General features: G+C 75.2%; 11 protein-coding genes. 6 read left to right on the top strand and 5 right to left on the bottom strand.

The window, feature by feature from the left end; translation table 11 throughout:
- On the bottom strand, positions 1-288 hold a 288-nt coding region (locus G446_RS20485), incomplete at its 3' end, for a hypothetical protein (RefSeq protein WP_026410719.1).
- Between the two features lie 560 nt (positions 289-848).
- Here G446_RS20485 and G446_RS18455 point away from each other — a divergent pair.
- Positions 849-6077, top strand: a complete 5229-nt coding sequence (locus tag G446_RS18455) for a DUF3418 domain-containing protein (RefSeq protein ID WP_051286066.1) — start codon at positions 849-851, stop codon at positions 6075-6077.
- Positions 6078-6392: 315 nt separating this feature from the next.
- Here G446_RS18455 and G446_RS18450 read toward each other — a convergent pair whose 3' ends face one another.
- Positions 6393-7874: a plasmid pRiA4b ORF-3 family protein gene (locus tag G446_RS18450; protein WP_211228320.1), complete on the bottom strand. Its 1482-nt coding sequence runs from the start codon at positions 7872-7874 to the stop codon at positions 6393-6395.
- A gap of 329 nt (positions 7875-8203) precedes the next feature.
- Here G446_RS18450 and G446_RS0114850 point away from each other — a divergent pair, with 329 nt between their 5' ends.
- Positions 8204-9574, top strand: coding sequence for a serpin family protein (locus G446_RS0114850; RefSeq protein WP_026410718.1), 1371 nt, complete (start codon positions 8204-8206; stop codon positions 9572-9574).
- 182 nt (positions 9575-9756) lie between these two features.
- On the opposite strand, the gene G446_RS0114845 is transcribed toward G446_RS0114850, so the two are convergent.
- Positions 9757-11322: a phospholipase D-like domain-containing protein gene (locus tag G446_RS0114845; RefSeq protein ID WP_026410717.1), complete on the bottom strand. Its 1566-nt coding sequence runs from the start codon at positions 11320-11322 to the stop codon at positions 9757-9759.
- 529 nt (positions 11323-11851) lie between these two features.
- Positions 11852-12802 (bottom strand): hypothetical protein, encoded by a 951-nt coding sequence (locus G446_RS0114835; protein ID WP_245574741.1) that lies wholly within the window; start codon positions 12800-12802, stop codon positions 11852-11854.
- Positions 12803-13164: 362 nt separating this feature from the next.
- Here G446_RS0114835 and G446_RS18445 point away from each other — a divergent pair, with 362 nt between their 5' ends.
- A complete protein-coding gene (locus G446_RS18445; RefSeq protein ID WP_034471086.1) occupies positions 13165-13707 on the top strand; it encodes a SprT-like domain-containing protein in 543 nt (180 codons plus the stop codon).
- 129 nt (positions 13708-13836) lie between these two features.
- Here the strand turns inward: G446_RS18445 and G446_RS0114825 are convergent, their stop codons facing one another.
- Entirely contained in the window at positions 13837-14787 is a 951-nt protein-coding gene (locus tag G446_RS0114825) for an ROK family glucokinase (protein ID WP_026410715.1), read from the bottom strand.
- Between the two features lie 204 nt (positions 14788-14991).
- Between G446_RS0114825 and G446_RS18440 the strand changes: the two genes are divergently transcribed.
- From G446_RS18440 to G446_RS18995, 3 genes are all read left to right on the top strand, one after another.
- Complete coding sequence (locus G446_RS18440) at positions 14992-17283, top strand: prolyl oligopeptidase family serine peptidase (protein WP_084779297.1); 2292 nt, start codon at positions 14992-14994, stop codon at positions 17281-17283.
- 346 nt (positions 17284-17629) lie between these two features.
- On the top strand, positions 17630-17917 hold the full coding sequence (locus G446_RS20480; RefSeq protein ID WP_026410714.1) for a hypothetical protein: 288 nt from the start codon (positions 17630-17632) through the stop codon (positions 17915-17917).
- Entirely contained in the window at positions 17914-18762 is an 849-nt protein-coding gene (locus G446_RS18995; RefSeq protein WP_169721309.1) for a zeta toxin family protein, read from the top strand. The genes G446_RS20480 and G446_RS18995 overlap by 4 nt, the downstream gene beginning before the upstream one ends.
- Positions 18763-19253: the final 491 nt, after the last annotated feature.

Here is a 19253-nt window from a genome sequence, read left to right as displayed (position 1 = left end):
CCCGCGCACGAGCCCCTCCAGGACGCTCTCCCGCCGCGTCACGCGGATCTCGTTCAGGCCCGGCACGAGCAGCCTGCGCACCCGGATGCGCTCGCCCGGATCCGGCCAGTACTCGGGATTGCAGCACACCGAGTGATCATCCACGGAAACCATGTCCATGAACGCCTTCTCGCCGCTGTCCTCCAGGCGCACGAACAGGCCCGAGGGCACCAGATACTTCGTCACCACCGCCCACTGGATCGGACCCAGTCGGACCCGTTCATCGCCAAGCCGCTCGCCATCGGTCATCGTCCGCCTCCGCCAATGTCTTCACCGTAGTCCCTGATCGAGTCTTTCTCACCGGGGTGGTAGGCCGCCGCGCATCCTCTGCCTCCTTTATGTGGCTGAGGTTCCCGCGGGACTTCTCCGACGCGGGCGCGGGCGCACCCGTGGACGACGCTGTGCGCGAGGCCTTCGTCACATTCGTCCCGTTCGTCCCGTCCGCCTCCGTCGCGGGCGGGGGAGTGCCGGGGACGGGGCGGTCCGGCGACTCAAAAAGGTGGCCAGCGCTGATCTTTCACCCTCCGCCCCGCACCCCTCCCGCCACGAAGTGGTGCAATGACGCCATTTCCCGGATGCGCTGGAGCCGCCGCGCACCCGAAAGATATGCGCCGGCCACCTTTTTGAGCCCCGCCGACGCCTCCAACCGCGACGGCGGGTCGCCGAGCGGGGCGGGAACCCCACGGAAATGACCACCACCGCGCCACAGGAGACTCACCCGACCGGTCGAAGAGGGGCACCGGCCCGGGGGCGCGCGGGGGATACGCCCGAAGAGCGCGCGGGGACATATGGGGGACAATGGTCCGCCTATGGAGGACACACCAGCCGCGCACCGCGCCGACCCTCAACCCGAGTCTCAGTCCGAGCGCCGCAGCGGGCCCCGGTCCGCCGGCCGAGCCGAGCACGCCGAGCCCGACTCCGCCCACCGCCCCGAGCGCAGCCCCGCCCCCACCCGCGGTCGCGGCCGCGGCGCGCGCCGGACCGGCCGCCGTCGGGCGCCCCGGCGCGCCGAATGGCCCGGCTTCACCCCCGACCAGCTCGCCGAGCGCGCCGCGTCCGTGCCCGCGATCGTCTATCCCGAGGAACTGCCCGTCTCCGCCCGCCGCCAGGAGATCGCCGAGGCGATCCGCGACCACCAGGTCGTCATCGTCGCGGGCGAGACCGGCAGCGGCAAAACCACCCAGCTGCCCAAGATCTGCCTGGAGCTGGGCCGCGGCATCACCGCCATGATCGGCCACACCCAGCCCCGGCGCATCGCCGCCCGGAGCGTGGCCGAGCGCATCGCCCACGAGCTGGGCACGCCCATCGGGCGCGACGGGGTGGTCGGCTACCAGGTGCGCTTCACCGAGGAGACCGGCCCCCGCACCCTCGTCAAACTCATGACCGACGGCATCCTGCTCGCCGAGATCCAGTCCGACCCCATGCTCGCCCGCTACGACACCATCATCGTCGACGAGGCCCACGAGCGCAGCCTCAATATCGACTTCATCCTGGGCTACCTGGCGCGCCTGCTCCCCGGCCGCCCCGACCTCAAGGTCATCATCACCTCGGCCACCATCGACTCGGCGCGCTTCGCCGAGCACTTCGGGCGCGCCGTCTCCCAGGTCCCCGACGCCGACGCCGGAGCGGGCGCGGGCCCCGGAGCGGGAGCGAGCGCCGACGCCGGAGGAGCCTTCGGCGCGGACGCGGGCTCCGGAGCAGGCACCGACTCCGCCCCTCCCGCCGCCTGGGCGCCCGCGCCCGTCATCGAGGTGTCGGGGCGCACCTACCCCGTCGAGATCCGCTACCGGCCGCTGCTGACCGACGACGCCCCGACCGCCGGATCCGGGCACACCCCCCACGGCGCCGGCGGTCACGTCCCCGGCGACGGCTCCCCCGCCGGGGAGGCGAACCCGCGCTCCGGCCCGACCGCGCCGCCCGGCCCCGCCCCGACCGGCGAACTGACCGACGCCGAGCTGGAGGCCCTGACCTCCCCCAACCCGGCGGTGCGCGCCGCCGCCCGCGAGCGCCGCGAGGCCGCCCGAGCCGCCAGCCCCCGAACGGCCGGGGCCCGCGCCGCCGCCGGATCCCGAACGGCTGGATCCCGGGCCGCCGCCCCGCCCGCCCGCACCCGGCCCCGCCCCGGCCGCGGCCGCGCCGGGAGCCCGGGGGCCGACCCCGCCCAGACCCACTCCCGGGACGAGGACCGCGACCAGGTCACCGGCATCCTCGACGCCGTCGACGAGCTCATGGCCACCGGCGCCGGCGACATCCTCGTCTTCCTCGCCGGCGAGCGCGACATCCGCGACACCGAGGCGGCGCTCATCGACCACCTCGGCCCCCGCTACGTCGTGGACGGCCGGGCCCGCACGCCCGGGGCGGTCGAGGTCGTCGCCCTGTACTCGCGCCTGAGCGCCGCCGAGCAGCACCGCGTCTTCGAGGCCCACTCCGCCCGCCGCATCGTGCTGGCCACGAATATCGCCGAGACCTCCCTGACCGTGCCCGGCATCCGCTACGTCGTCGACCCGGGACTGGCCCGCATCTCCCGCTACTCGGCCCGCACCAAGGTCCAGCGCCTGCCCATCGAGCCGGTCAGCCGGGCCAGCGCCGACCAGCGGGCGGGCCGCTGCGGGCGCGTGGCCGACGGCGTCGCCATCCGCCTGTACTCGCAGGCCGACTACCTCTCGCGCCCCGAGTACACCGAGCCGGAGATCCTGCGCACCTCCCTGGCGTCGGTCATCTTGCAGATGGCGGCGCTCGGACTGGGCGCGGTGGAGGACTTCCCCTTCCTGGACGCCCCCGATCCGCGCGCCGTGCGCGACGGGCTCCAGCTGCTGTCGGAGATCGGCGCCATCGAGACCGCCCGATCGGGCTCCGGGCCGCGCCCTGCCCGCCCCGGCCCCGGGCCCGATTCCGGCCCGAACGACGCCGGCCCCGGGCCGCGCCCCGCCCGCCCCGGCCCCGGGCCCGATTCCGGCCCGCGCCCCGACGCCGGGCGCCGGGGGGCCCGCCAGCGCCGTCGGGGCCCGCGCCTGACCCCGATCGGCCGGCGCCTGGCCCGCCTGCCCATCGACCCGCGCCTGGGCCGCATGCTGCTCCAGGCCGGGGAGCTGGGCTGCGCCGGGGAGGTCATGGTGATCGTGGCGGCCCTGTCCATCCAGGACGTGCGCGAGCGCCCGGCCGACCGCCAGGAGGCCGCCGACGCCCTCCACCGCCGCTTCGCCGACCCGACCTCCGACTTCCTGACCTACCTCAACCTGTGGCGCTACCTGCGCACCCAGAGCCGCGACCTGTCCGGCTCGGCCTTCCGCCGCATGTGCCGCGCCGAGTTCCTCCACTACCTGCGGGTGCGCGAGTGGCAGGACGTCCACGCCCAACTGCGCCAGCTCGCCCGCCCCCTGGGGCTGGCGGCCCCGCCGGTCGAACTGCCCACGGCCCGCTCCATCCGGGCCGCGGCGGCGGCCCTGGAGCCGGGCACCCAGGCGGCCACGATCGCCCACGGGGACGTGGCGGCCGCCGTCGTGGCGCTCGGCCGCTCCGCCGACACCCCCGACGCCGACGCCATCCACCGCTCCCTGCTGGTGGGGCTGCTGTCCAATGTCGGCAACTGGGACGAGCGGCACCGCGAGTACGCCGGGGCGCGCGGCACACGCTTCACCATCTGGCCGGGCTCGGGCCTGCGCCGCAAGACCTACGACTGGGTCATGACCGCCGAGCTGGTGGAGACCTCCCGCCTGTTCGCCCGCACGGTCGCCAGGGTCGACTCCCGCTGGATCGAGGAGGCGGCCGAGCGGGCCGGGCTGAGCCGGCGCGTGTACGGCGAGCCCTACTGGTCCACGCGCCACGGCGCCGCCATGGTCCACGAGAAGGTCCTGCTGTACGGCATGACGCTCGTGGCGGACCGGCCCGCGACCCTGGCGAGCGTGGGCACGGACTCCGCCCGGGAGGTGGCCCGCGAGATGTTCATCCGCTCCGCCCTGGTGGAGGGCGATTGGCACGCCCGCCACGGCTTCGCGGCGCGCAACCGCGATCTGGTCGAGGAGCTCGGCGACGTCGAGCGCCGCCGCCGCGTCCACGGGCTCCTGGCCGACGACGAGGCCCTTTTCCGCTTCTACGACGAGCGGGTGCCCGACGACGTGTACGGCGCGAACGATTTCGACGCCTGGTGGAGGCGCCAGAAGCGCCGCCGCCCCGACCTGCTGGACTTCACCCGCGAGCTGCTGCTGCCCGGCGGCGACGACGCCGGCGGCTACCCCGACGCCTGGGTGCAGGGGGACCTGACCCTGGGGCTGGACTACGTCTTCTCGCCGGGCGCCCCCGACGACGGCGTCGCCGTGCGGGTGCCCGTCGAGGTGCTGGGCCGCCTGCGCCCCGACGGCTTCGACTGGCTCGTGCCGGGCGCGCGCCCCGAGCTGGTGGTGGCCACCATCCGCGCCCTGCCCAAGCGGGTGCGCCGTCGGCTCGTGCCCGCCCCGGACGTGGGCGCGCAGGTGTGGGAGACCATCCGCGAGCGGGTCCCGGGGGCCGACGGCGCCAGCGGCGGCGCGAGCGCGCCGTCGATCCCCTTCCGGCGGGCCTTCACCGAGGCCGTGGCCCGGCTGCGGGACGTCGAGATCACCGACGCCGACTGGGCGGAGGCCGCCGAGCGCCTGCCCGACCACCTGCGCATCGCCTTCGTCGCCCTGGACGACCGGGGCCGGGAGATCGACCGCGGCAAGGATCTCGTGGCCCTGCAGAAGCGCCTGTCGGGGCGCACCGAGCAGGCGGTGCGCTCGGCGGTGCGCGGGGCGCTGGCGCAGGCCATGGCCGAGGCCCGGGACCGCCGGTCCGACCGCGAGCGCAAGCGGGGCGGCAAGGGCCGGGGCCGTGGGCGCGGCCGGGGTGCCGACGCGGTCGGAGCGGCGTCGACGACCGGCGGTCCGGCGAACGCAACCAATCCGGCTGGCGGATCCGCCCCCGCAGCCCCGGGCGGCCCGACGGGCGGCGACGCAGTCAGCGGCGCCGGCACGGCCCCGAGCGGCCCGGGCGCACTCCCGGCCAGCCCGGCCGGCGGCGCCCCCGTGCCGGGCCCCGTCCCGGGCGCGGCGGCGGGCGCCCCGGTCCGCCCCGGCTCCATCCGCGCGGGCCTGGCCGAGAGGCGGGGCCTGACGGACTGGCCCAGCGGCGTGCCGGGCCTGGGGGAGCCGGACGCCTCGACCATCCCGGCGACCGTGGAGTCCACGGGCACGGCGGGGCTGGTGGTGCGCGGCTACCCCGCGCTCGCGGCCGTCCCGCCGACGGCGGCGGACCTGACGATCCTGCCCGACGCCAACGCCCAGGCCGCGGCGCACGGGGAGGGCGTGGTCGTGCTGGCCCTGGCGCGCACGATCCTGCCCACGGGCCGGGTGACCTCCCGGTGGGGCTCCGCCGAGTCGCTGGCGCTCGCGGCGAGCCCCTACCGCAGCACCGAGGCCCTCGTCGTCGACATCCAGCTGGCGGCGGCGCGCATCGTGGCCGGGCGCTGGGCGGAGGCCTCGGGCCGGCGCCTGGACGAGGTGCGCGAGCGCGCCGTCTTCGAGGAGCTCGTGGCGTCGATGCGCCAGGGGCTGGAGGATGAGGTCCTGCGCGTGGCGCGGATGGCGGCCGCGACGTTGAGCGCGCAGCGCGAGGTCGGGCGGGCCGTCGCCGAGCACACGAGCCTGGCGCTGCTGAGCACCCTGCAGGAGGTGCGCGAGCACGCGGCCGCGCTGGTCTTCGACGGCTTCGTGGCGGCGACGCCGGCGGACCAGCTGGCCCATCTGCCGCGGTTCCTGCGCGCCCTGGTGGCGCGCGTGGACAAGGCTCAGGCCTCGCCGAGCCGGGACGCGGCGCTGTCCTACCAGGTGAGTCGGGCCGAGGAGATGCTGTCGGCGGCCCGTGCGCGGGCCGAGGCCCTGCCCCCCGACGCCGGGCGGGAGGCGGTGCTGGTCGAGGCGCGCTGGCTCATCGAGGAGCTGCGGGTGAGCCTGTTCGCCCAGACCCTGGGCACGAGCCGCAAGGTGAGCCTCCAGCGGATCGGCAAGCTGCTGGCCAAGGCCTGATCCGCCCCCTCGTCTCCACCGGGACCGGCGCGGCGGGGTGAGGCGCTCGAGGAAGTCGAGCTCGTGGGACTCCAGGGTGAGCCCCTTGGCGCGGCGGCGATTCCCCCGGGGCTCCCGCCCGGCGACCCGTCGCCGGGGTCGGCGGGCCCCTCGGCGGGGCCCGCAGCGGCGCCGTTTGTCCAAATCTGTTGCAAAGGCCCGGACCGAGCCGGAGTGCCGGAGGAGAATCGTTGATATTCCGCGCTTCTTCTCGCCGCCGATCCCGGCTCGGGGCGCCTTTGCAACAGATTTGGACAGAATTCCGCGCCGGCCCGCCTACTCGGCGGCCTCCGCGTCACTGCGCGGCGCCTCCGCAGACCCCTCGGGCCCCTGGGGCCTCTCAGACCCCTCAGGCCCCGCAGGCCTCTCAGACCCTGCCGATCCCACGGGCTCCGCCGACCCCGAGGACCCCTCAGGACCCTCGGGTCCCGCGGATTCCGCGGGCTCCACGGGCCGCAGGCCCCGCTCGGCCAGGGCCGCCCGCGCCCGGCCCCAGCGCCGGTCGTCCTGGAAGGCCCGCCACACCGCGACGAGGTCCAGCTCGTCCAGGGTGTCGTAGAACTTCTTCGTGCCGCGCGTCTTCATGGCCCTGTCCAGGGCGTCCCCCGCGGAGGAATCGCTCAGGGTGGGGCCGTTGGACAAGGAGCGCACGAAGTCCCTCCGGTCGGAGGCGGCCGCCCCGGCCGGGTCGCTCAGCACGATCCACTCGTGCCCGGGCTCGATCCCCAGTTCCTCCACGCCGGACTCGGGGTCGCCGCCGTGCTCGGCGATGACGGCGACGGGCAGCACCGTGCCGGTGTCCAGGTCGAGGTAGGCGCCGTCGCCGGCGGCGTCGCGGAGGGCCATGGTCTCGGCGAGCACCCCCAGGTCGACCGGCAGCGGGCGCCCCTCCGGCTCGCGCCCCTGCAGCCGGGCGACGAGCTCGGCCGCGAGTTGGGCGTCGCCCGCCCTGTCGCGCCAGCTCAGGGCGTTGCTCAGGCCCATCGTCGCGCTCTCCAACTCCTGTTCGACGCCACGGCGCCCGCGCCGCTTGACCGGGCCCGCACCGTGTTCCCAGACCTCGGCGAAGGCCTGGCCGACCTGCTGGAGGACGTGGCCGGTCTCGACTCCGGCGAGCACGGCCAGAAGGGCCCTGATGTCCCCCGCCGCCCGGGCGGTCCGGAGGTCCTTCGGGTCGAGGCGCTCGGGATCCATGTGGCCGAAGTCCATGACGAAGGCGGTCGTCTCCTTCCTGATGGCCCGCTTCTGCTGCGTCGACAGGGATGCGTCGGGCTGCTCGTCGCTGTCGCGCCGGTCCCGTCCGTACTGGTCCGGCAGGCGGCCCCAGCCCCAGATGGGCACGGGCTGGGACACGACGACGCCGTACAGGCTCTCCGGGTCCCCGAAGCCGGTCATGGTGCACCGGCAGGTCCACTCGTCCGAGAGGTCGAAGACGTAGCGGAACACGTCGTCCACGGAGACGTGCTTCTTGACCCGCTCCCCCAGGTCCGCGGTGCGCTCCACGAGGATCCCCTCGCCGAGGCCCCCGGAGTGGAGCATGCGCCGCGTCTCCTCGTCGGTGATGCGGGTGCCGTCCGCCAGGGTGAACTCCCGCAGGTGGGCCAGGTCCCAGCGGCCCAGGGCGCGGTCGATGGCCAGGCCCAGCTGCTCGAAGGTCGTCGAGGGCGGCAGGATGAGGTCGCGGCCGGGCGGCGGGATGAAGGTCTGTCCGAGCCCGAACAGGAGTTCCACGGTGATGATCTGCCAGCGTCGTGCCATGGGGTCATGGTGACAGTGTCCGCGCCGGCGGCCAAGCCGGGCCCGCCCCGGCGCGTCCGGACCGGGGCGAGGCGGCCAGGGCCCACGTCGAAGCCCAGGAGGGCCCGCCCCGGCGCGTCCGGACCGGGGACTGCCCGCTCCCGCCGGAGAGCCCCTCGACCCGGGCCCGCCCCGGCGCACAACGGCGAAAGGCCCGGGACGGGCGCGGCGGCCCACCCCGGGGACCGCTCGCCGCAATCACGCGGGGCCATCCGGCGGGCCCGCGGCGGCCCGCGCCCCGGGGACCGCTCCCCCTCCCCGATTCCGCTCCGCGGGAGCAGACTCCGCCTATGAGCGCCGCCGATCACGCCTCCCGCCCCGCCCCCGCCGCTCACGGCCGAGTCGGCCCGGGCGCGAGCCGCCGCACCATGCTGCTCCTGTCCGCCGTCGCCGCGAGCGCCCTCGCCGGCTGCAGCCACCTGTCCCGGGGCAGGGCCGCTCTTGGCGGCACCGAGCTGACGAGCGACCAGACCCGCGCCGGCCTGTCCCTGAGTCAGGCCCCCGACCTGAAGGCCGCCGTCGGGGCCTGCGACGCCCTGGGCGCCGCGCTCCTGTCCGCCCAACTGGCCGACGGCGCCCACGCCAACGCCCTGGCGAGCCCGGCGTCCCTCGCCCTCAACCTGGCGGCGGTGTCGCTGGGCGCCACGGATCCGGCGGCCCAGGGGCTCGACGGGCTCCTCGGGGCGAAGGACGAGGACGCCCGCAGCACGACCTGGTCGGCGATCCAGAGCGCGCTGCTCGTCCACGACGGCGACGTCGCGGACTTCGATCCCGCGGACAGGGCTCCCGAGCACCCGCTGCTGCACGTCGCCGACCAGATCGTCATCATCGATCACGGCAAGCCGGCCGAGATCGCCCAGGCGTTCGTCGACGGCGTGCGCCACTGGTTCTCGGCGGATCTGCGGCGAGTCGGCGTCGACGAGGCCCAGGACGTGCTGGACACGTGGGTCGATCAGAACACGGCGGGCCTCATCAAGTCCTCGGCGCTGCAGGCCGACCAGATCGAGCTGGCGATGCAGAACGTCGTGCTCTTCGCCGCGCAGTGGGAGAAGCTCTTCGACGAGGACGCCACCGCCGAGGCGGACTTCACCCGCGCGGACGGGAAGGTCGTCCGCGTTCAGACGATGCGCCAGACCAGCGCGATGGTCTGCACGGAGGGGTCCACGGGCGCCGTGACCTGGAAGGTCCTGCGCGTGCCCTACTCCGAGGACTTCGCCCTGGACATCGTGCTGCCGCAGCAGGGGACCCTGCCGGAGGCCCTGCCCGCCGGCACGTGGGCCGCGGCCAGCGCCCTGCTCGACGAGGCGCAGGACGAGGGGATCCTCCCCGAGGTGAATCTGACGCTGCCGCGCATCGACCTGTCGACCCCGGCGGGCGGCGTCGACGTCCTGCCGGTCCTGGGCTCCCTGGGCGCCGACATCCGTCCGATGGGACGCATCAATCCGGACTTCGTGACGACCGTCTACCGCCAGCAGGTCCGGCTCATTGTGCGCGAGGACGGCACCGTGGCCGCCGGCGTCTCCGAGTACGGCGGGATGGCCGGCGCCGCGAATCCGGGCCCCACCACGGACTTCCACGTCGACCACCCCTACGTCCTGCGGCTGCGGGACCTGTCCACCGGTCTCGCCCTGTTCGAGGCGGTCATCAACGACCCGTCCTGACGGCGCCGGGCACGACGGCCGATAAACCATTTGAACGGCCGGGCGCCGTCGGGGCGCCCCCTCGCGCGGGCCGCGTCCGCGACTCCCCCGAGGCGGAAAGGCGCACGAGGCCCGGAGCGACGGACGCTGGCACTCCTCCAGCCGCGGCCAGAGGGCCCAGGGCCATTCCGGCGGGAATGGGCTCACAGGACGGCGGACATGAGCCGGAAGACATTGTCGATGTAGCGCCGCCACCAGGGCTCCTTCGCCCACTCCTCGGCGGTCAGCTCGCTGGACACCGAGCGGTAGAACGCGTCGTTGTCGCGCAGCAGGTCGTCCAGGTCCCCGCCGAAGGCCAGCAGCATCACCTCGTAGTTGAGCGCGAATGACCGGAAGTCCATGTTCGACGAGCCGATGACGGCCACCTCGTCGTCGACCGTCATGTACTTGGCGTGCAGGACGGTGGGCGCCGGGTACCGGTAGATCCTCACGCCCGCGGTGAGCAGCGCCGAGTAGTAGGAGCGCTGGGCGTGATTGACGATGAGGTGATCGGACTCCAGCCCCACGAAGAGCTCCACCTCCACACCCCGGTAGGCCGCCGTCGTCATGGCCGACAGCAGCGCCTCGTCGGGGATGAAGTAGGGGCTGGTGATCGAGATCCGCCTGGTCGCGTTCTGAATGAGGGACAGGAACATCCGCAGATTCGGCTCGGTGGGGTAGCCCGGGCCGGAGGGCACCAGCTGCATGGCGTTGACGACGGCGCCCGGCCGCCCCGGACGCGGTGCGCTGTGTCCGACGACGGCGCCCGACTCCGGGACGAACCGTCCGGCGCCAGCGTCAGCGCCGGCGACCGCGGCGGCGGCATCGGTAACGACCGCGGCGGCATCCGCGCGGGGATCGAGGACGTCGAGGCGCTCGTCGGCCTCGAAGTACCAGTCCATGGCGAAGACGGCTTCGGCCTCCAGCACGATCGCCCCGGTCACCTCCACGCTCAGGTCCTGCCAGACCCGGCCCGCCCTGACATTGGAGCGCAGCCTGTAGGAGGGGTCGATGATGTTGTGCGAGCCGATGAAGGCGCGCCGGCCGTCGACGATGAGGATCTTGCGGTGGTTGCGCAGGTCGGGCCGGCGGAAGCGCCGCCTGAGGGGCAGCAGGGGCATCATGAGCCGCCACTGGATGCCGGCCTCGCTGAACCGCCTGCCCAGGCGGCGCCAGCCGGGGTACTTGCGCGAGCCGAGGTGGTCCACGAGCAGGCGCACCGTCACCCCCCGGGCGGCGGCCCGCTCCAGGGCCGAGTAGAAGACGTCGGTGACCTCGTCCCAGCTCTGGATGTAGAACTCGACGTGGACGTGGTGCTCGGCGGCGTCGATGACCCTCGCCATGGCCGCGTAGGTGGCGGCCGAGTCGCCGTGAAGGGCGACCACCTCGCCGGTGACGCAGGGGAGCCCGGTGAGCCGGCGGTTCATCCGCAGCACCGAGTCCAGGTGCTCCGAGGGGCGGGCGCCGGCGGGCACGGTCGGCAGGCTCTGCGTCATCCTCAGCGCGGCCTCGGTGGCGATCACCTGCTGCTGGAGGCGCCGCCCGTGCACCCAGGGGCTGCCGAGGAAGAAGTAGAGGGGGAAGCCCACGACGGGCAGCAGGAAGATGAGCAGCAGCCAGGCGGTCGACGACGAGGGGCGCCGATTCTCCGGGACGGTCCCGAGTGCGGCGATCTTAATGGTGTACTCGACCACGACCCACGAGGTCGCCAGAAACGGCTCCCATCTCATACGGGCATGATGCCACGGCCGGCTCGGCGCCCCGTGGAGGGCCCGCCCCTGCGCGCAGCCGGTCGGAGCGGCCGGCGCCGTTCGAACGGCGGGCATCGACGGCGGGCATCCCGGACGGCGGGCATCGATGGCCGTCGTCGGCCCCGGGCAGAGCGAAGGCCCGCCCCGGAATGGATCGGCCGGGTCGGGCCCTTCGCGTCGAGGCCGCTCACCGGTTCCCATGCGGGAGCAGGTCCTCCTTCGCCGGGCGTCCGACCCGAATTCCCTTGCCTTACGGGCCTGGACTCGACTCCGGCCCCTCATCGGCGCTCCCCAGCACCTCGTGGCCCTCACCGTCCGGCGGCGGCATCATCATGATCGAACCTCCTGAGAGGTCACCACCCGCGCGCCTGGGAGAGTACTGAGAACCCGGGCGCCCCCGCGGCCCGGTGCACGCGCCCCCGCCGGGCCCGGCGGTCGGGGCGCCCCGCGGCCCGGCGGGGCGGGATCCGGATGGCCCGGCGGCCCGGCAGTCGGTCGCGCGTGCGCCTCAGGCCGCGGTCGACGGCGTCGGATCGTCGAAGAAGGTGCGGAAGTAGCCGTAGAAGTTCCAGTTCCCCCAGCTCGAGCACTCGTCCTTGCCCCCGGATTTGACGGCCTCATTGGGCTGGTAGGGGGTGTAGTTGTAGAGGCCGGCCGTGGCCTGGTTGACGATCGTCAGCTCGGCGCCGCCGCAGGCCTGGTCCGGGGAGTAGGCGATCCGGGTGGGGGTCTGGGCCACGACGTCGTAGGAGCCCGGATTGAGCCGGTAGCGCTGGAACTGGGAGGCGGCGCCGTAGAGCTGGAGGAAGAAGCCCTCCCACTTCCGGTCGCACTGCGAGGCGTCGGGGCAGGCGTAGCCGGCGGCGGCCTCGTACCTGCGCGCGGTCAGGTTCCGGCCCGAGGCGGTCAGGAGCCCCTGCTCCTTCTGGATGAGCACGAGCAGGACCTGCGGGTTGATGTCGCAGGCGGTGGCGACCTTCGAGACGATCTGGGCGGCGCTCTCCTCCTCGGCGCCGGTGTAGCCGCCCGGGCACATGTCGGTGGGCTCGCGGTCGACCGAGGTGAAGGTGGCCTCGGCCAGGCACGGCGTGCCGTCGGGGCCGGGTCGGCAGCCGGCGTTGACCCGCGCGATGAAGGCGGCGATCTCCGCCGGGGTCATGGTGGTGGAGTCGTAGAAGACGTCGTCGTCGATGAGGTGCGCGGGATCGAAGCCCTCGGTGTCCAGGACCACGGGCGCCGGACCCATCTCGGTCCAGACGACCCGGGCGTCGGCCTGGCCGCCGCCGCCCATGCGGGAGGCGACGATGAAGCACACGAGCACGGTGACGACGAAGGAGACGAGGGTGACGACGACGGGGTTGAGCAGGATCGGACGGCGCGGGGCGGGGCGCCGGCCAGCGGGGCTCGCGGCGAACGGGCCGGGCGGGCGGCGGCCCGAGCGCGGCGCGCCCGTGCGCACTCCGCCCGTGCGCACTCCGCCCGAACGCGCGGTCGGCGAGGCGGTCCGGCGGCGCGCGCTCGCGCGGGGGCGCGAACGGCCCGCCGAGGGGGGACGGGGGCTGCGGGGACCGGGGCGGTGGGACATCGGTGCAACTCTTCCACACCAGCGGATTCCGTGTCGCCAGACTTTCGGCCGTCCCGCGTCTTCGTGACAAGACCTATATATATGCTTCCCGTCACGCCGGAGCCGTCCCGCGGGCCCGGCGGGTGCGAGACGGCGGGGCCGGCGGGCCCCGGCGAACGCCCGTCGTCGCGCACCCGGTCAACATGCCCATGCGCCGCCCTCCCGCCGCGCCGGTCGCACCCGTTACCCTGCCGACCATGGACATACCCGCCGTCATGGACCTCGCGCACGACCTCATGGCCGCCAACGGGGTCGGCGACTGGGACCTCGGCCTGGACCGGGCGAGGCGGCGGGCCGGCCAGACCGACCACACCCGCCGTCGGATCACCCTGTCCCGGGCCCTCATGGAGCTGTACTCCCCCGACGAGGTCCGCGAGACCGTCCTGCACGAGATAGCCCACGCCCGGGTCGGGGCCGCCCACGGCCACGACGCCGTCTGGGCGGCGGAGGCGCGCCGCCTCGGCTCCACCGGGCGGCGCCTGGTGTCGGCGCGCTCGCCGCGGATCACGGGCCGCTGGGTGGGCACCTGCCCCGCCGGGCACACCGTCGACCGCATGCGCCGCCCCACCCGGCCACTGGCCTGCGCCCTGTGCGGGCGGAGCTTCAGCCTGGACAACCTCCTGGAGTGGAGCCTCGACGGCGTGCCCATGACCCCCGCCCGCATAGGACCGTCCTACGCCCGCTCGCTGGCGCAGGTGCGCCGCGCGCTGATCCGCCAGTCCCAGATGGCGGGCCGCTGAGCCCCGGGCGCCGGGGCCGCCGGACTCAGGGCCGGCGGCCCCGGCGCCTTCCGATGGAGGGCCGGCCCCGATCCGGGCCCCTCCCGGGCCGGGGCCGGCGGCCCCGGCGCTCCTCGCCCCGACAGCCCCTCAGTCGGCCTGGCGGGCGAGGTCCGCGGCCCCCACGAGCCCGGCGTCCTGTCCGGCGGAGGAGATGAGGACGGGGATCTCGGGGCGCCGGGCGTGCGCCGTCAGGTGCGCGCGGAAGGCGGCCGTGACCGGCTCGAGCAGAATGGGGCCGGCCTCGGTCAGGCCGCCGGTCATCACAATGACCTCGGGGTCCAGGACGGCGGCGAGGTCCGCCAGCCCCTGCCCGAGGGCCCGGCCCAGGCGCGCGTAGCACTCCAGGGCGGCGGGGTCGCCCTCGCGGGCGGCGGCGGTGACGGCCTTGCCGGAGATGTGCTCGGGGTTCCCGCCGGACAACTCGATGATGCGGGCGGCGTAGGACGGCTGGAACCGGGCCAGCTCCCAGCCGTTGACGCCCAGGGCGGTGCCCGAGCCGTAGCGCTCCAGGCACCCGCGCTGACCGCAGCCGCAGGGACGCCCGTCGGGCTCGACGTTGATGTGCCCGATCTCGGCGGCGAAGCCGGCGGCCCCGCGCACGAGGCGGCCGTCGATGACGATGGCGCCGCCCACCCCGGTCCCCAGGGTGACGACCAGGACATTGCGCTTGCCCGCCCCCGCGCCGAACCGCGCCTCCGCCCAGCCGGCCGCATTGGCGTCGTTCTCGACGACGACGGGCAGGCCCACGCGCTCGGCCACGACGTCGCCGATGCGCACGCCGGTCCAGTCCAGGTTGGTGCCCGAGGCCATGGTGTTGCGGTCCGAGGAGACGAAGCCGGCGGCGCCGATGCCCACGGCGACCGCCTCCGGGCGGGACTCCTTCAGCTCCAGGGCGCAGTCGACGATGGTGTCCAGAATGCTCGCGCGGTCATTGGCCGGGGAGGCCCTCTGGATGCGCTCCAGGACGGCGCCCTCCTCGTCCACGACCCCGGCGGCGATCTTCGTGCCGCCCACGTCCACACCGATGCTCAGTGCCATGTCCACTCCTCATTGAGATCCTCCGGAGCCCCTTGCGGCTCTTCGGGCAATTGTGGGCCATGACGGTGCGCCCTGTCTGCCCCGAAGGTCCCCGTCCTCTTCGCGATCCGGGCGGAAGCCAGCCCGCCGCCCCCGACCCGCGCCCGGCGCGGACCGGGCGCCCGATCTCGCGGCGCCGGCGCCGCTCGTGATGGGATGAAGGACATGCCCGACGACGCGACCCCCAGTTCGCCCCGGCCCGGCGCCGCCGGGGCCTTCGCATCGGCCCCGCGGCCGGACGGGCGGGAGGCCTCCCCGCTCGCACCCGACTGGCTCGAGGACCCCGACGACGAGCGCACCCGGGTCTGGGTCGATGCGCACAACGCCGCCACCGGGGCCGCCCACGCCGGCCCCTCCCTCGAGGCCCGCGCCCGCGACCTCGAGGCGCTCCTCGACGACCCGGACCGCATCCCCGCCGTCGCCTCGCGCCACGGCATGCTCTACAACTTCTGGACCGACGCCGCCCGCCCCCGCGGCGTGTGGCGCCGCACCACCTGGGAGTCCTACATCCTCGGGGCGCCCGTGCGCGCCGACCGCGGCCCCGCCCCCGCCCAGTGGGAGGAGCTGCTCGACGTCGACGCCCTGGCCCGCGAGCGCGGCCGCGCCCTGACCTGGGGCGGGGCGCAGGTGCTCACCACCGGGGCGCTCGCCGGGCGCCGCGCCCTGGTGAACCTGTCGCAGGGCGGCTCGGACGCGTCGTGGACGCAGGAGTACGACCTGATCGAGCGGTGCTTCGTCCCGCCCCGCGAGGGCGGTTTCCGGCGCGGGCTCTCCAAGGGTTCGATGTCCTGGGGGGACGACGAGGGCGAGTGCGTCATCGTCGCCGCGGACCTGGGCCCGGGCTCGCTGTCCGCGGCCGGCTACCCGCTCCAGGTGCGCCGCGTGCGCCGCGGCCGGGCCGTGGAGGAGGGCGGGGTCCTCGTGTGCGCGGCCCCGGACGCCGTGGCCGCCCTCGCCGCCCGGGACCCGTGGGGCCGCACCTGGGTGATGACGATGCCGACCTTCTACGCCACCCGCGTCTGGCTGCTGCCCGACGACGTCGCCGCGCCCTCCGGCGTCGGGCGGGCGCTGCCGGGGGCCGGGCGCGAGTGGGTGCCCGACGGCGCCGTCCGCCTCGACGTGCCCGAGTCGGCGTCGGCGGGCGTGGGCCGCGACTGGGCGACGATCGAGCTGCGCCGCCCGTGGAAGGTCGACGGGCGCACCTACGCGCCGGGCACGCTCCTGGCGGCGCCGCTGCAGGGTCTGCTGGAGGGGCGCCGCGAACTCGTCGTGCTCTTCGAGCCGACGGCGACGACGTCGCTGGCCTCGGCCGCCTGGACCCGCAATCACCTGGTGCTGACGATCCTCGACGACGTCGTCAACCGTCTGGAGGTGTGCACGCCGCCGTCGGCGCGGCGCACGGCCGCCGGGGACCGGCGGTGGGGGCGCCGCCGGGTGGATCTGACGGGCGCGGCGGACCCGCCGGGCCGGCCGGAGGGCGGCGGGGGCCGGCTGCGGCCGGGGCGCGCGCTGCTGGACGTGTCCGTGTCCGCCCTGGATGCGCGCGACACGGACTACCTGTGGATCTGCGCGTCGGGGTGGACGACGCCGTCGACCCTCGCGGTGGGGCGGGTGACGCGGTCCGGCGGGGTGGACGGCATGACGGTGGTGCGCCAGGCGCCGGCCCGCTACGACGCCGCGGGCGTGCGGGTGAGCCAGCACCTGGCCACGAGCGCGGACGGCACGCGCGTGCCCTACTTCCAGGTCGGCCGCCACCGGGGGCCAGCTCCGACGCTCGTCGTGGCCTACGGGGCCTTCGGGGTCGGCCTGACTCCGGGCTACGACCCGGTGGTCGGCAAGGGGTGGCTGGAGCGGGGCGGCACGCTCATCGTGGCCAATACGCGCGGGGGCGGCGAGTACGGGCCCGCGTGGCACCGCCGGGCCCTGGGGCGCGGCCGGCGCCTGGTGGTCGAGGACCTGGTGGCGGTGCTGGAGTCGGTGATCCGCAGGGGGGTGGCGGCGCCGTCGGGCATTGCGGTGCACGGCTCCTCGGCGGGAGGGCTGCTCGTGGGCGAGCTGCTCACGCGGCGGCCCGATCTGCTGGGGGCCGCGGTCATGGAGGTGCCGCTGACGGATCTGGAGCGCTACTCGCGGCTGCTGTCGGGGGCGTCGTGGGTGGAGGAGTTCGGGGACCCGGACGACCCGGAGCAGTGGGCGTGGATGCGGGGGCTCTCCCCGCTGCACCGCCTGCGCGAGGGCGTGGAGTATCCGCCGGTGCTGCTGGTGACCTCGCGGAAGGACGACCGGGTGCACCCGTGGCACGCGCGCGCGATGGCGCACCGGCTGGAGGAGCTGGGCGGCCGGGTCTCCTACCTGGAGACGGCGGAGGGCGGGCACGCCGGGCGGGCGACGAGCGCCGTGCGGGCGCGCACCTGCGCCCTCATCCACGAGTTCGCCTGGCGCCGCACGAGCGGTTGACCGGTCCCGGCCAGCGGGCTCCCCGGCGACGGCCGCCCCCCCGGTCCTCAACGGCGCGTGCCAGGCCTGGGACGCGCCCAGCCCGTTCGTCGCCGACGCCGCGTCCCTCCCGACCGGTTCGACGGAGGGCCCGGCGCTGACCATTATGGCGGTCACGGCCCGCGCCTGCGACTGCATCGCCCGGGCGCACGCGAGCGGCGAGCTGACCCGGCCCGCGCAGGACGTGGTGCTCTGAGGGCCCGCCCGCTACCCTTGATGCCGGGGGGCGCGGACGGGCCCGCCCGCCGCCAGCGGGCCCGGCCCGCCGCCCCGGTGCCGGGGTCCGCGGCCGCGAAGAGGAGGAACCGTGAGCGACTTCGACTGGAGCGAGACCGACATCAACGTCCTGTACGACGTCTTCTACGAGCAGGGCACGATCCTCGCCGCCGAGTACATCGCCCTCGTCGATCGCGCCAAGAACGACGGCGACCGCGACGAGGCCGCGTTCTGGAGGAGGCAGATACAGGACCTGCGTCGCGAGCGCTCGGACGTCGACCCGGACGATCGCAACGCCATGATCGAGACGATGAAGCGCTGGCAGCGCACTCGCGAGCAGATCCAGAGGCTGCGGGCGCTCGCCCCCAGTGCAGCATGATGTCGCCGCTGACCGACGAGCACAGGGAGAGCATCTGGGAGGACGTCGAGGTGGACGTCTTCGGCTCCGAGGCGCCGTCCCTGCATCCGGTTCTCCTGTCCATCGGCGCGCAGCCGGGCGCGGGGAAGACCCGTGCGACCGCGGCGACGAGGAGATCCTTCTACGCAGGTCGGTCCTTCGTCCCGATCATCGGCGATGACTTCCGTCCCTACCACCCGGATTACCGGGCCCTGGTGTCCTCCCCCGACCCCGATCTCATGCCCGCGGTCACGGCCGAGCTCGCCGGCTGGCTGGTGAGGCGGTCCCTGGAGCACGCGGCCCGGCACCGCTACTGCGCGATCGTCGAGGGCACGCTGCGCTCCCCGGAGACGACGCTGGGCACCATCCGCCAGTTCGCCGCGGCGGGCGCGACCACGCACCTGGTGATCCTCGGCGTGCCCGAGGTCGACTCGTGGACCGGCTGCATCGACCGGTACCTCAGCGCCCTGGAGTCGGGCAACCCCGCCCGGTGGACGCCCCTGGCCGCGCACGACGCGGGGTACCGGGGGACCCCGCGGACGCTGGCGGCGGCGCGGGACTGCCCCGAGCTGCACCGGCTGACCGTCGTCGACCGCTCCGGGGGCGTCGCCCATGACGACGTCCGCGGGGCCGACGGCGCCTGGGCGCGACCGGCCGGCGGCCCGGAGACGCTGGAGCGTCTTCGCGCGGCCCGGGACCCGGGCGCCGAGGAGCGGGTCGCGCGCCTGGCAGCCCGGGCGGCCCACCTGGAGGCCGATCCGACGGTCCTCGCCGGTCTCGACCACGCCCGCCAGCTGGCGGCGCCCTCCGCCCCTCCTCCGCGCTGACGACGCGCCGCGGTTCCGCGCTCCGGCCCCGCGCGGCCGAACCCGACCGTCACTGGGCACCCCGCCGCGGGCGCGGGCGGACCCATGAACACCGCTGCGCGCGAGGCCGTCGCCACATCCGTCCCGTTCACCCCGCCCGTCTCGTCGCGGGCGCGGGCGGACCGGTGGTGGGCGGCACGGCTGACTCAAAAAGGTGGCCGACGCGGATCTTTCACCCTTCGCCCCGCGCCCCTCCCATCCAGAAGTGGCGCAATGACGCCATTCCCCGTGAGCGCGGGAGCCGCCGTGCACCCGAAAGATATGCGCCGGCCACCTTTTTCCTCCCCGCCGACGCCCCGGGCCGCGGCGGCGGGGTCGCCGACCGCCCCAGTCCCCGGTCCAGTCCACTCCCTCGGGCGCCGAGACGTGCACTTCGCACTCGAGCGGGCACTTTTAACTGGGCGGTGTCAGGGGGTGGTTGCACCATTACGGGTTCGGAGGAGTGATCGATG

This window comes from Actinomyces dentalis DSM 19115 (assembly GCF_000429225.1).
Lineage (GTDB): Bacteria > Actinomycetota > Actinomycetes > Actinomycetales > Actinomycetaceae > Actinomyces > Actinomyces dentalis.
This window is presented reverse-complemented; position numbering and strand designations above follow the sequence as displayed.

Coding starts and splice junctions, on each gene's coding strand:
- G446_RS0114825 (WP_026410715.1), bottom strand. CDS start 14,787: ATGGCACTGAGCATCGGTGTGGACGTGGGCGGCACGAAGATCGCCGCC.
- G446_RS18445 (WP_034471086.1), top strand. CDS start 13,165: ATGGACATACCCGCCGTCATGGACCTCGCGCACGACCTCATGGCCGCC.
- G446_RS0114845 (WP_026410717.1), bottom strand. CDS start 11,322: ATGAGATGGGAGCCGTTTCTGGCGACCTCGTGGGTCGTGGTCGAGTAC.
- G446_RS18995 (WP_169721309.1), top strand. CDS start 17,914: ATGATGTCGCCGCTGACCGACGAGCACAGGGAGAGCATCTGGGAGGAC.
- G446_RS18450 (WP_211228320.1), bottom strand. CDS start 7,874: ATGGCACGACGCTGGCAGATCATCACCGTGGAACTCCTGTTCGGGCTC.
- G446_RS18440 (WP_084779297.1), top strand. CDS start 14,992: ATGCCCGACGACGCGACCCCCAGTTCGCCCCGGCCCGGCGCCGCCGGG.
- G446_RS18455 (WP_051286066.1), top strand. CDS start 849: ATGGAGGACACACCAGCCGCGCACCGCGCCGACCCTCAACCCGAGTCT.
- G446_RS0114850 (WP_026410718.1), top strand. CDS start 8,204: ATGAGCGCCGCCGATCACGCCTCCCGCCCCGCCCCCGCCGCTCACGGC.